12 protein-coding genes and 1 pseudogene are annotated in these 12,574 nt (G+C 66.2%); 6 read left to right on the plus strand and 7 right to left on the minus strand.

What is annotated here, in order from left to right; all coding sequences use genetic code 11:
• The first annotated feature begins 237 nt into the window (after window positions 1-237).
• Window positions 238-2,397, plus strand: a complete 2,160-nt coding sequence (locus AB5J55_RS31515) for a RecQ family ATP-dependent DNA helicase (protein ID WP_369273853.1) — start codon at window positions 238-240, stop codon at window positions 2,395-2,397.
• Window positions 2,398-2,921: 524 nt separating this feature from the next.
• Window positions 2,922-3,434: pseudogene (locus AB5J55_RS31520) on the plus strand (DUF4192 family protein); the annotation flags it as partial.
• A gap of 1,042 nt (window positions 3,435-4,476) precedes the next feature.
• Here the strand turns inward: AB5J55_RS31520 and AB5J55_RS31525 are convergent.
• Window positions 4,477-4,698: a hypothetical protein gene (locus AB5J55_RS31525; RefSeq protein WP_369276348.1), complete on the minus strand. Its 222-nt coding sequence runs from the start codon at window positions 4,696-4,698 to the stop codon at window positions 4,477-4,479.
• Between the two features lie 2 nt (window positions 4,699-4,700).
• Window positions 4,701-4,916: a hypothetical protein gene (locus AB5J55_RS31530; protein ID WP_369273854.1), complete on the minus strand. Its 216-nt coding sequence runs from the start codon at window positions 4,914-4,916 to the stop codon at window positions 4,701-4,703.
• Between the two features lie 174 nt (window positions 4,917-5,090).
• Between AB5J55_RS31530 and AB5J55_RS31535 the strand changes: the two genes are divergently transcribed.
• The 3 genes from AB5J55_RS31535 to AB5J55_RS31545 are packed head-to-tail and all read left to right on the plus strand — an operon-like array spanning window position 5,091 to window position 6,697.
• A complete protein-coding gene (locus AB5J55_RS31535) occupies window positions 5,091-5,324 on the plus strand; it encodes a hypothetical protein (RefSeq protein ID WP_369273855.1) in 234 nt (77 codons plus the stop codon).
• Window positions 5,305-5,829 (plus strand): DUF6879 family protein, encoded by a 525-nt coding sequence (locus AB5J55_RS31540; RefSeq protein WP_369273856.1) that lies wholly within the window; start codon window positions 5,305-5,307, stop codon window positions 5,827-5,829. The genes AB5J55_RS31535 and AB5J55_RS31540 overlap by 20 nt, the downstream gene beginning before the upstream one ends.
• Before the next feature lie 19 nt (window positions 5,830-5,848).
• Window positions 5,849-6,697 carry a helix-turn-helix domain-containing protein gene (locus AB5J55_RS31545; protein ID WP_369273857.1) on the plus strand — a complete coding sequence of 283 codons (849 nt, stop codon included), beginning with the start codon at window positions 5,849-5,851 and terminating at the stop codon, window positions 6,695-6,697.
• A gap of 144 nt (window positions 6,698-6,841) precedes the next feature.
• Here the strand turns inward: AB5J55_RS31545 and AB5J55_RS31550 are convergent, their stop codons facing one another.
• The gene (locus AB5J55_RS31550) at window positions 6,842-7,255 is read right to left on the minus strand and encodes a hypothetical protein (RefSeq protein WP_369273858.1); all 414 of its coding nucleotides are present in this window, start codon (window positions 7,253-7,255) and stop codon (window positions 6,842-6,844) included.
• A gap of 355 nt (window positions 7,256-7,610) precedes the next feature.
• Between AB5J55_RS31550 and AB5J55_RS31555 the strand changes: the two genes are divergently transcribed.
• Window positions 7,611-8,210 carry a hypothetical protein gene (locus AB5J55_RS31555; RefSeq protein WP_369273859.1) on the plus strand — a complete coding sequence of 200 codons (600 nt, stop codon included), beginning with the start codon at window positions 7,611-7,613 and terminating at the stop codon, window positions 8,208-8,210.
• 89 nt (window positions 8,211-8,299) lie between these two features.
• On the opposite strand, the gene AB5J55_RS31560 is transcribed toward AB5J55_RS31555, so the two are convergent.
• The 4 genes from AB5J55_RS31560 to AB5J55_RS31575 all read right to left on the minus strand — a co-directional run bounded on the left by AB5J55_RS31560 (window position 8,300) and on the right by AB5J55_RS31575 (window position 12,539).
• A complete protein-coding gene (locus AB5J55_RS31560) occupies window positions 8,300-8,938 on the minus strand; it encodes an HK97 family phage prohead protease (protein ID WP_369273860.1) in 639 nt (212 codons plus the stop codon).
• Between the two features lie 9 nt (window positions 8,939-8,947).
• Window positions 8,948-10,390: a phage major capsid protein gene (locus tag AB5J55_RS31565; RefSeq protein ID WP_369273861.1), complete on the minus strand. Its 1,443-nt coding sequence runs from the start codon at window positions 10,388-10,390 to the stop codon at window positions 8,948-8,950.
• Window positions 10,391-10,600: 210 nt separating this feature from the next.
• Window positions 10,601-10,945, minus strand: coding sequence for a hypothetical protein (locus AB5J55_RS31570; RefSeq protein ID WP_369273862.1), 345 nt, complete (start codon window positions 10,943-10,945; stop codon window positions 10,601-10,603).
• A gap of 388 nt (window positions 10,946-11,333) precedes the next feature.
• Window positions 11,334-12,539, minus strand: coding sequence for an AAA family ATPase (locus tag AB5J55_RS31575; RefSeq protein WP_369273863.1), 1,206 nt, complete (start codon window positions 12,537-12,539; stop codon window positions 11,334-11,336).
• Window positions 12,540-12,574: the final 35 nt, after the last annotated feature.

Here is a 12,574-nt window from a genome sequence, read left to right on the forward strand (position 1 = left end):
GGGAGCGGACTTCAATTCTTCCTGTCGAACCTGAATGCGGCAACGAGCAATTGGGGCCACCGACCGATATCTGGTGGTGCGAGGGTTATATCCCTACCCAGCGCGTCACTGTGCGACGCATGGGGCCACCTGCACAACCAGGTCTTTGATGCCCACCGCGCTCCGTCAACGGTCCGTGAGCGCCTGTTGCCCCGGGTGAGGTGGCTGATTGTCAGTGGCATCGGGTTGCATGGAGACATGGACGATCTGGAGCTCCGTACTGAAGCCGATGCCATCCTCGCTGAGCTCGTCGGCGCCCCCGGCGGTTCGGCCCGACTGCGGGAGGACCAGTGGCAGGCGGTGGCGGCCCTGGTGGAGGAGCGCCGTCGTGCCCTGGTGGTGCAGCGCACGGGCTGGGGCAAGTCGGCGGTGTACTTCGTCGCCACCGCTCTGCTGCGCCGACGTGGTGCCGGCCCGACGGTGATCGTCTCCCCGCTGCTGGCGTTGATGCGCAACCAGGTCGAGTCGGCGGCGCGGGCCGGTATCCGGGCGCGGACCATCAACTCGGCCAACCCCGAGGAATGGGACACCATCTACGGGGAGGTCGAGCGCGGTGAGACCGACGTACTCCTCGTAAGCCCCGAACGCCTCAATTCCGTGGACTTTCGCGAGCAGTTGCTGCCCAAGCTCGCCGCCACCACCGGCCTGCTGGTGGTCGACGAGGCGCACTGCATCTCCGACTGGGGCCACGACTTCCGGCCCGACTACCGACGGCTCCGGGCGATGCTTGCCGCGCTGGCCCCCGGGGTTCCGGTGCTGGCGACCACGGCGACCGCCAATGCCCGCGTGACGGCGGACGTCGCCGAGCAGCTGGGGACCGGCGCCGGTGAGGCCCTGGTGCTGCGCGGCTCGCTGGAGAGGGAGAGCCTGCGGCTGGGCGTGGTGCAGTTGCCTGACGCCGCGCACCGTCTGGCCTGGCTGGCCGAGCACCTGGACGAGCTGCAGGGTTCCGGGATCATCTACACGCTCACGGTGGCCGCAGCCGAGGAGGCCACCGCGTTCCTGCGGCAGCGCGGCTTCCAGGTGGCCTCGTACACGGGGCGCACGGAGAACGCGGACCGGCTGCAGGCCGAGTCCGACCTGCTGGCGAACCGGGTCAAGGCGCTGGTCGCGACGTCGGCGCTGGGGATGGGATTCGACAAGCCGGACCTGGGCTTCGTGGTGCATCTCGGCTCGCCGTCGTCGCCGATCGCCTATTACCAGCAGGTCGGCCGCGCCGGCCGAGGCGTCGAGCACGCGGACGTCCTGCTGCTGCCCGGCAAGGAGGACGAGGCCATCTGGCGCTACTTCGCCGATACGGCCTTCCCGCCCGAGGCACAGGTCCGGCAGACCCTCTCGGCGCTGGCGGAGGCGGGACGCCCGCTGTCGGTGCCGGCCCTGGAGGCTGCGGTGGATCTTCGGCGTACCCGGCTGGAGACCATGCTCAAGGTCCTCGACGTCGACGGGGCGGTCAAGCGGGTGAAGGGCGGCTGGATCTCCACCGGCGAGCGGTGGGTGTACGACGCTGATCGGTACGCGTGGGTGGCGCGGCAGCGAACTGCCGAGCAGCAGGCCATGCGGGAGTACGTGAGCACGACACAGTGCCGGATGGAGTTCCTGCGCCTGCAGCTGGACGACGAGGGAGCCGCTCCGTGCGGCCGCTGTGACAACTGCGCGGGCACCTGGATCGCTTCGTCGGTCTCTGCCGAGGCTCTGACGGGGGCGGCGAAGGAGCTGGATCGCCCGGGGGCGGAGGTCGAGCCGCGCCGGATGTGGCCGACGGGGATGCCCGCACTGGGTATCGACCTCAAGGGCCGCATCCCGGCCAAGGAGCAGTGCTCGACCGGGCGGGCGCTGGGCCGACTCTCGGACATCGGCTGGGGCAACCGCCTGCGGCCCCTGCTGGCCGAGAACGCCCCCGACGGCCCGGTCCCTGACGACGTCCTGCAGGCCGCGGTCGCGGTCCTCGCCGACTGGGCGCGCTCACCGGGCGGCTGGGCACCGAACGTGCCGGACGCCTCCGCCCGGCCGGTGGGTGTCGTCGCCGTACCGTCCCTGGCCCGTCCGCAACTGGTCGGTTCCCTCGCCCAGGGCATCGCGACCATCGGCCGCCTGCCGTATCTGGGGACCCTGATGTACACGGGACCGGGTGGCGCGCATGCTGCGCGGCGCAGCAACTCGGCTCAGCGCCTGCGGACACTGGCCGACACGTTCGCCGTTTCCGAGGAACTGGCTGCCGCCCTGGCGGGTTCCCCGGGGCCTGTCCTGCTCGTGGACGACTACACGGACTCGGGCTGGACCCTTGCTGTCGCCGCCCGCCTCCTACGCCGGGCCGGCAGCGAAGCGGTTCTTCCTCTGGTCCTCGCTGCGGCGGGTTGAGCTGCTCTGGGGTGTTGTGGAGACGGGCGGTGACGGTCGCCCGAAGGCGAGCGTGGACTGCCGCGGTGATCGGGGCTCGGGGAGGGGCACGTGCGTGCGTGGAACGCGGCGATTCGGTCCCACATCCAGGTGAGGTTGGAGTGCTTCGGCCAGTGCCCGCTGTGTGGAGTCTGTGCCAACTGGACGCCATTCGCTGTGAGTTTTGGCGGGTAGGGCAACGCACCCGGGCCATCACCCTGGGGCCGGCGCTGAGGGAGTTCTGCGTACCGCGTCGGGTGAACGGTCGGGCGTCGCGCATCCGGAGTGAACGGTGCCGCGCGTCCCATGAATGACACAGCGCACCAGTGAATGACGGCGAGCATCAGAGCACGGCATCTGAATGACGCCGCGCACCAGAGCACGGCATTGAATGACACCGCGCACCGGAGCACGGCTTTGCGCACGCCCGAGCAATTGTCGTGTCCATGGTTGGACTTATCCACAGGGTCAAGCGGAGCATCGCGATCCGGGAGATCGTCTGTCGCATGACGAATCACAGCGAAGCGACTGGCTTTTCCGAGAGTGACGACGCCGGGCGCGGTGAGCAGCCCCTCGCCCCTGGGGCAACCGGCCCGGACGAAGCGGGTCTGCCCGAGCACCAGGTCACCCTGCGCACCCCCGCCGAACTCGCCGATGCCCTGCCCTATCTCCTCGGATACCGCCCCGAGGACAGCATCGTCCTCGTCGCCCTGCACGACAGGGCAGGCCGCGGACGGTTCGGTGGTCGAGCGAGGCTCGGCATTCCAGCGAGTGCGGATGACTGGGACTCCGCGGCCGGGCAGTTGGCCCACGGCCTGGTGACGGGCAGCGAGCGCAGGGGAGTCCGACCGGAGCAGATGGTCGCCTTCCTCTGCCAGGAACCGGCCAAGGGCGAGACGGGCCGCCAGGTCATGGAACGGCTGCGCCCCCTGGCCCAGAAGATGCGTGTCGCCTGCGGCAACCTGGACGTGCCGGTGATCGAGGCCCTGTGCATCTCGGACGGCCGTTTCTGGACGTACTTATCTCGTGTCCTGGGTTACCTGCGGCAATGCCGCGAAGTGGCCGCTGACCTGCGCAGAAGGTGATGGACAGCGTCGGTCGTTTTCGGTCCTTTCTCGGTGTCCAGTGGCCTGGATGTGTCCCGGAGGTGGCCTAGCGCCGAGTAGGTCCGCCGGATGATTGAGGCGATCGTATGAGGGGATACCTCCTGATGAGTCGTCATTGGCGTCGTGGACGGCGTCGGGGGTATGGGGGGATGCCACATGTCGGGCTGGAAGAACCACGACTATTCGCGAGACGTCCGGAAGCGGTGGGAGGACGTACGCAGGCGGGAAGACGGTCTGCGTAAGCGGCTGGATCCGACTCCCCGTCCTCGTCACCCTTCGGATACCTGGCGACCAGAGCGACCGACGGCAAGCGGTGGCGGCAGTGACGGTGCGGGGGCGCTTGGTCTTGGTTGCATCGCGATCGTAGCCGTGTTCGTTTTTGCCATTTTCGGCGTGGCCGTCGCGATCATCGGCGCCATCTTCGGGGTGTGGGGCTAGCGCCGCCCGCCCGGCACACCCTCCCCACCCGACCTGCGGAGATGCACGGGAGTATCAGCCGGTGGGGAAGGCGTTCAGGGATCGTCGGAGTCGCCCGGCGAGCGTGCCGCAACCACTACGTCAAGGGCGGGCAAGGAGCACTGTTACGACGAGTGCCCCAACAGAGACGGCGACGAGCACTGGCTCACGCATGTTTGGGTAACGGGCCGCACCGTACGCCGCTGCCGCAACGACGAGAAGTGTCAGGATTAGGTTCTCGGGGGACACCTTGTTCCTTCGGGTCGGGGCCCGCCCGCGCCCTGCTTCCAACGGCCTTGGCGCGGGTGGACCCTGCGTATTGGGCCCTCCGCGCAAAAACGAAAAGACCCCTGCCCACTGAGGGCAGGGGTCCATCAAACAGTTAACGATGGCGACCAGCCGCTAGTTACGGGGGGATTCCCCCTAGACGGGGCCAAATTCGGCATCCCAGTAGCCCCATCGTATTGGGAGGTTCTATGGGCCGAACATATGCAAGATCTCAATCGCCGTTACTGCTGTTCAGGATCGCCTCGGCCATCTTCTCGGCCGCGTCCGCGCGGACCATGCCCAGGTGGACATACGCCTTGCCGCTGTGGGTCACCATCGGGCGCACGCTGCCCCAGACGCTTTCGGGAAGGCCCAGACCGGCCAGGGCTTCCCGGATCGCCTCCGCCGCGTCCGTGGCCGCCTTACGGCCGTCGCGGTAGGTCTGCATCTCCATCGTCACGAGTGGCCGCCTCCGGCGTGCTCACGGACGGCGCTGGCGTGCCTGGCAGCCTGGGCGATCTTCCCGGCCTTCTTGCATGCGTTGAGCTTGCGCCACTCGGACTGGCAGCGTGCGCAATCGGCGACTGGTGCGCAATCGAGCAGCCATGCGTTAAAGCCAACAGGCAGCTCTACAGGCGGTTCCTGCGTGGTCTTGTGGCGTGTGGCTGCCATGGCGTCTCCCCGACTCGTGTGACTCCGGTTAACGACCGTAGGTAGGCGAACACTGGCCGGTCCACGGAGTTGCACGCGGTTGCACGTGGGGCATGTTTGCCCTTGACCCCCTCTTCCGCCCAGGTGAGGCTCACCCTGCAACCGGCAGCAACCGGCTCGACGTTGGGAGAGGCAATGCAGCTACGGTTCGTCGGCAAAGATCCGGAGTCCGGAGATCACGGCTGCCCGGCCGTGTGGGTGGACGAAGCGACGCAGGATCTCGTCATCCAGGGTGTGAAGGCCGATGTCGAGACGCTGGCCCGAACCGTCCAGGACAGTCCGCATCCGGACCATGAGGGCGTGGTCCGGCTACCGCAGCGCATGATCCCGCTGCTGAGGGAGGCACTAGGTGTCGCAAAGCCTCAGTAACTTTGCTGACCTGGTCCGGGCCGTGGAGCACTCCGCCGTGCACCTTGAGATGCGCGACGTGTACGCGATCTCAAACGAGGACGAGGGATTCACGGCGTGGAAGCAGGGTCACCGGCTCGATCCCGATGACCGCGCATCGTGGTGGCGTCCCTGGCTCGACCTCGTCCAGGAGATCACCGCCAAGGGCGTCGTCATGCGCCGCGCCCGCATCGTGTCGGAGCCGGTGAGCGAGTACATCCACTATGAGCACTCGTTCACCTTCACGAACGTCGCCGCAGGCGAGGACGTCCGCTGGCTCCCGAGGCGGCAGGCTTCCGACCTCGCCCTCCCGGGGAACGACTTCTGGCTATTCGACGGCCGTATCGTGCAGTTCAACGTCTTTGACGGTGACGGGCGTTGGGTGCACACCGACGAAAACGACGGGCCGGCAGTTGCCCGGATGTGCTCGACCGCGTTCGACGCCGTCTGGGAGCGGGCCATCCCGCACGAGAAGTACGTCATCTGAAAGCCCGGTACGCCAGTTCATGTCCACATCCCCGCTGTCCACCGCCCAGGCAGCCCGTGCGGCCATCGCTACCCGCCTGGACGAGATCCGAAGGGATGCCGGGCTCAGTGGGCTTGAACTGGCGACACGGTGCGGCTGGCACAAGTCGAAGGCTTCCCGCATCGCACGGGCCAAGACGGCTCCATCCGACGAGGACATCCGGGCGTGGTGCAGGGCCTGCGACGCCGAGGAGCAGGCGGCGGACCTGATCGCCGCCTCCCGCACCGCCGAGTCGATGTACGTACAGTGGCGACAGCTCCACAGCGACGGCATGCGGCGCGTCCACGAGAAGACCCTGCCGCTCTACCAGCGCACACGCCACTTCCGCGTTTACGCCTCGAACCTGGTTCCGGGCATGCTTCAGACCGCCGACTACGCCACGGGGCTCCTGCGGTCCATCACCGACTTCCAGGGCACCCCCGACGACGTCGCCGACGCCGTACAGGCACGCCTCAACCGCTCCCGCGTCGTCCATGAGGGCAACCACCTGTTCGCCCTGCTACTCGAAGAGACGGTGCTGTACTACCGGGTCTGCGACGACGCATCGATGGCCGGGCAGCTGCGGTACCTCCTGGAGATCATGTCGCGCCCGAACGTCTCCCTCGGGATCATCCCCTTCACGGCCCGCCGCACCGTGTGGCCACTGGAGGCCTTCTACGCCTTCGACGACGCCCAGGTAGCAGTCGAGACACTGACGGCCGAGGTCAACATCACCGCGCCTGGTGAGATCCGCGCGTATCTGAAGGCGTTCGCCGAGCTGTCCCGGATCGCCGTGCACGGCCGCGAGGCGCGAGAGTCCATCGCGAGGGCCCTCGTGAGCTGCGGTTAATTCTCCCACTTCTCAGCGTGCAGGCGAACGTCTCACGCCTCACAATCGGCAGACAGGAGAGCATCTTGTCGACGGCGAGGGAATGGTGTCATGGCATCGCGCACGGTGTGGTTCAAGAGCATGCGAACAAATGGGCTTGAAGCATCAGTCGAGCATGCATACGTCGAATTCCAGACGATCGAAGAAGCTGAGAAATTCAAACGAGACGGCGGCTTCCCGGTGGGCGTCGAATTCTCCTGGCAGCCCGGGGGAGAACCCCCGGCAGGTGCAGCAGAAGAGGGAAGGGTCGTAGAAATGGAGCTTCGTGTCATACCGCGAAGGATCACCAGTAGCGGACCACAGTAATAGCCTGAAGGGCTGGCTCCCATGGGAACGACGATCACACTTGTTTTCGGTGGCATTCTCGGCGTTCTGGGCATCCTGGCGGTCATCAGCTTTAAGGGAAGGACTGCCGGAGACAGTAAAGCAGCAGTAGAAGCGATCCGGGCTCAGACTGGTGTTCTTGCTGTAATCGCCGCAGATGCAGCGATCCTCGGAGCCGCTCTCTGGGGCGCCCATAAGACAGGGGATAACGTAAACCAAGTGGTGGGAATACTGACGAGCGCTTTTACCGCTGTGACAGCGATCACTACATCCTTCTTTGGGATCAGAGCTGTATCCAATACCGCTGCGCAGGCCATGGGCAGCCACTCCTCCGGCGTCGCCCCGCCCTCCCGGGCGGCGGATGAAGGGCAGTGAGGGGGACTGAAGCCGCTCCCAAATCGCCGCGCGGGGAGAAACGCGGACGGGGGGGGGTCGACCGCCCGGCCCGAGATCACGTCGGCACCCGCCCCCCTGGCGGTGAGCAGCCAGGCCAGAACCAATATCACGTTGGCAACCCCATCCCTGGGTGGCGGGCTGGCAGAATCTCGCCATGGACGAGGGGTGGGCGGCGGTCTCTGCCGCAGCGATCGGCGTGGTAGGCACTGTCCTGGGTGCGATCTTTGGTTACCTCGGCGGTCGGGCGCAGGCGCGAGGCACCGTCGAAGGGGTGGAGCTGAATCTCTCAGGACAGCGGGCAGACGCTCTGCGGAGGGCCGAGGTGGATGCGTGTGCGCTGTTCGTTGATGCTTGCAATCGCGCACTACTCAAGCTGAGCCACGTGCGGAGCATTGCTGAGCTGGACGGTGATCAGGTGCATATGTTGAGCATGTACGGAGTTGGCTGCCGCGACGACCTTCTTCGGGAACTGCGAGACATCCAGGACGAATGCCTCTTGCAGCAGACCACACTATTTCTCCGCGCACCAGCAGCCTTCGCACTAGAGGCTATTGCTGTCCGCCAATCCTTGGCGACGGCTACGGACGGTATGTATCGATGGCTTGCTGCGCGTGCCGGCAGGACAGAAAATGAACAGGAATGGCGTGGAGAGGCTCTTGCAAGACTTAGTCGGTATGGACAGATGTTGACGAAATTCAGCACTGATGCTCAGATGCGCTACTCGACGGAACCTCAGTCACTACATCAGCAGTGACGCATTGGGTGGCATGGGTGCGTTGCACACAAGCGATGGCGCCTTCTCCCACGGTCTCGGGCTGCACCGTGGGAGAAGCTCATGCACACCTACTCGGCAGGGCCTAGGCGCAGGGCAAGTCCACGCAAGTACGTTGCCCGCTCGCCAGGCCTCAGAGCCATCGACGAACGCACGCCGACCGACGTGGATTCGTAGGCGGGCTGGAGGACTGGGCCAGCCTCGTACAACTCGACCGCGCGGAGCGTCCGGAGCATGTCCTCACCTCGGTAGAGGCGGTCGATGGCGCGCTCGGCGTCCACCGTCCGCCCCTTGCTGTCCGTCCACTCCTCGGCAGTCACGCGGAAGGCGAAGGACATACCGGAGATGGCCCCGGCGACGATCGCTTCGCGAACCGCCTCGGCTGCCTCCGAGGTGAACAGTCGAGCCTCGACATAGAGCCCGTGCGTATCCTCCCGCGCGGCCGTCATCGCACCGATCGGCAGGGTGCCCACCTTCGGATCCCGCCCATGGTTGTACTGGATCTTCGGCGTCCGTCGGGCGAGGCTTTCGGCGAACGCCCCCGGTGCCACCTGCTCACGGAACTGGACCCCCATCTCGCGGATGAGAGTCGGGCTGTTCCACACGGAGGCGTAGCCAGAGAGCGTGCGGCCGCTGCCGGCCCGGTCGGTGACCTGGTCGGCGAGGCGCTCCTCGACACCCCCCGTCTGAAACCGTTGTATGGCTGTCATCCCGTCACCTCACGCCGTGGTAGCGACGTTCAGGACACGCGCCGCGTTGGCGATAACGACACCGGCACCGACGCGGCTCCACAGGAGCAGCCCTCGCTCGCCCGTCGGGCGCCGGTTGGCGCCGACCAGGTGGTGCACCAGCTCCACCGTGGATCCGGCGAAGTCGACGATCGTGTAGGTCCGCCGGATGTCGCCGTAGATGAGCACCGGGTTGTCCGCCGTGACCGCCGGATTGATGTCGGCGGTGCTGCGCATGGTCGAGTTCTCATAGAGCCGCTTCCTCAGCAGCACCGGGTTCTCGCTGCCGACCTGCGGATAGCGCGGCGCCCCGTTACTTGTCTCCGCCTCCGAGAGCTTGTTGATGGTGGCGATGTCGGCCATCCACACAGCCCCCGGCTGGAAACGCGGCGGCAGGACGTTCTGAACGTTGTACGGGTCCACGTTCGCGTTGAACGTCTCCGCCACTGCCGGGGACAGTTCCGAGGCGGTACCGTCCAGACCGGTCCACAGTCCCTGCGGTTGTGTCGTGCCGTTGCCGTTGAGGAATGCCTCAGCGGTGATCTGGTCGTACCCGTCGACAAGCAACCGGGTGAGGTCAGAGATGGCGCCCCCGTACGAAGCGGTTTCGTACTCGAACGAGAACGGAACGAAGGACGTGGTCTTGAAACTCTTGATGGACGGAGACGCGAGGGTCGGCGAGTTGTCCGGTACCTCCACGGATTCGGCCGTCCACTGGTTCGTCACGTGCGCGGAGGTCACCGGCCGGAACTCCTGCCCAATCTCCCGGCGCACCTCGGCCAGCTGACGGATCGGGCTGATCGAGCCGTCCGACGAGATCCGGATGGCAGGGTCGATGACCACGGGGATCTGGAAACCGCCGGAGGAGTTGACGCCGGCCTGCATAGCGCGCATCTCAGCGCGGACTTCTTCCACGCGACGGTACGCCTCGGCTTCGCGGGCACTCCATAGCAAGTGGCCGCGTTCGCCGGAGATGGCCTTGAAGAACGCGGAGACGTAGGCGGGGTCCGACCCAGCAGCCGCCCAGCGCGCGGCGAGGGTGCTGTGCTCGCGGGCGCCCATGAGTTCCTCCACACGCTCCGCAGCGGCGGCGGGCATGGTTCCGTCCCTGACAGCACCGTCGAGGTTGCGCATGGCCGTGTCCCGCAGCTCTGTGCCAGGAGTGCGTTCCCGCCGCGCGCGAGTGCCCTGGTCGCTGCCGGGCTCGACGGCGGCGCCCATCTCGACTCGGCGGCGCAGGGCAGCCTCGCGGGCGGCGGCGCCTTCGAGGAAGGACTCAGCGTCGTTCCAGCGCTGCTGCTCGTCGTCGTCCAGTTCGCGGCCTTCGGCGGCGGCATGAATGTCAGCGAGAGCCTGCCGGGCATCGGCGACGGTGGAGATTTCGGTGTCGCTCTCAGTAGGGTCGTAGTTCGCGTAGTACTTGCGTCGTGTCATTTTTCGGTTGTCCATTCGAAAAAGGCATGGGTTGATTACTGCCTGATCGAAGGGGGGCACTTCCGACCCTAACGCTCTACGACCAATCCCGGCTTTCCCAGGGGGCCCTCCCAGGGGCCCACACCGCCGAAACAGCCAGAATTCGGCATACATATTCATGAGAACATGATTGGGGCGCCAAAGTCAACCCCCGGCGCCCCTTCTTCTGGATTATTCTCCGGTTTCCCATTCGGGTGGAATAGTGTTCGGCGCATCGAGTGGCATCCATTGCCCCTCGGGCATTTCCTTGACCTCGTCGTTGAAAATCCACTCGTGATCTACCACGCCGAAATCCTCGCCCGCGAATGAGAACCAAATGGCCTGGCCTTCCCTTCGGAAGCGGGTGCAGGCGTCCCCGGCCAGTATTCCCTGGACTCGAAGTGCAGCCCTTCGCTCATCGGACTGGGCGAGCCAGGCCGCTTCGATGGCCGCCTGGAGCTTAATCTTCTGGGTGGCGGTAAGGCCATTGAGCCTCGGCATGCCATCGGGGCCCGTTGAGTCGGGAGAGTGTGTCATTTCGAATGATCCCTTTCGGTTTTAAGATATTGAGCGCGCCGGGCCGGGCATCCACTGTCGTGGTGACCGTCCAGGAGTAGGGCCTCGCAGAAATTGCACACCGGTGACTGTTGGCGTTGGCGGCGACGGAATTCTGGCCACCAGGGGAGAGCGTCGGTTTCGATATTCGGTTTTGGTGACAATTTTCAAGGCCGTTCCTTCTTTGGGCTTTCGGCAGCCAGTGCACGTTTCCCCGTCCTAAGGGACGGGGGAAAACGTGTACCCGACCGTGCACGATGTGCACTGACCCGTGCACCCGTTGACCTGCGCCTTTGTTGGCGCCCGTGCACCCCCGTGGACCGATCGGTGCAGCCGGAGTGCACGTAATGGGCGTGAATGATTACGCTCCTTAGCCCGGGGGAAGGTGGTACGTAGCCGCTCCGGCCTTCCCCTGGGGGTCGAGTCGGAGAAGCCGTCCACTGGTCGCAAGCGCCTCCAGGCGGCGCCGGGCCTTCTCCTTCTGGGCGGGCGTTGGCCTGGCCTCCCCGAAGAACTGCTGCGCGGCGGCCAGCACAGTCAGCCCTTCCGGCGCGGCGAGACGCGCCAGCTCAATGGGATTCGGCTCGTGGGCGACGGTGGAGAGACCAGCGTCGTGGTCGTGAAGCACGTCAAAGGGGCCAACCTCAGACGCAGGCTGCTTGAGGTGTCGGAGCTTGATCACCGGGTCACCCGCGTCGCCGTGGAGGCCGAGGACCGACCCGGCGCCGGAGGTGATCCATGTGGAGCCGTAGACGTCCGCGAGCGTGGTCGGTGCCGCGCCGTTGGCGCCCTTCTTGACGTTGTGGTGCAGCTCCAGCACTTCGATCTCTGCAGTGAGCGCCGTCTGCCGGGCACGGTTCAGGCCAGCTCCTGCTTCGTCGCTGGACAGACCGACCGCGACGTCCTTGAGGCTGTCGACGATGACGGTGTCGGCGTCGTACGCCCTGCACAGCCGGACCAGGGCGTCGGTGTCCTGGGCGAAGTCGGTCGGGGGCGGCCCCTGCCAGACGGCCAGCTTGTCCCTCAGCGTCTCTCGATCTCGTTCGCTGAAGATCCGGCCGGCGGCCCGCTGGAACTGCTTCGGCCGGTCCGCGGCCAGGTAGAGCACACGGCCAGGGGTCTGGGTCACGGGGTAGCCGAGCACGTCGGTACCGCCGATGCCGAGCAACGCTCGGAGCACTTGACACGCGATGGTGGTCTTGCCGACTCCGGGCGGCCCGGCAATGAGCAGAGCCTCACCCGACGCCCACAACACCTGCGACCCGGCCCCCCATATGGCCGGGGTGTTCGTAGCGTCGAGGAGGAACTGATCGCCGGGGACGGCGGTTTTCACGTCTCCTGCGTCGGCCTCCATGATCGCGACGAGTTCCTTGATGCGTCGCTCCAGCCGGTTTTGTTGGACCTGATTCCTAGCCCCTTGGACGGCGCGGGTCTCGAAGTTGAGCCCGCCCACTTCCTTCTTTACGGTGACGATCTCAGTGAAGCGTTCGTGATGCTCCCCGGGTATGGATACCTTGATGTCTTCGACACTCGGCCCAAACCCCGACAGGGCATAGTCGGCAAGTTGGGCGAGCATCTCGTAACCGACGTTGAAGTCGGAAGCTGGTTGGC

Source organism: Streptomyces sp. R11 (genome assembly GCF_041051905.1).
Taxonomy (GTDB): Bacteria; Actinomycetota; Actinomycetes; order Streptomycetales; family Streptomycetaceae; genus Streptomyces.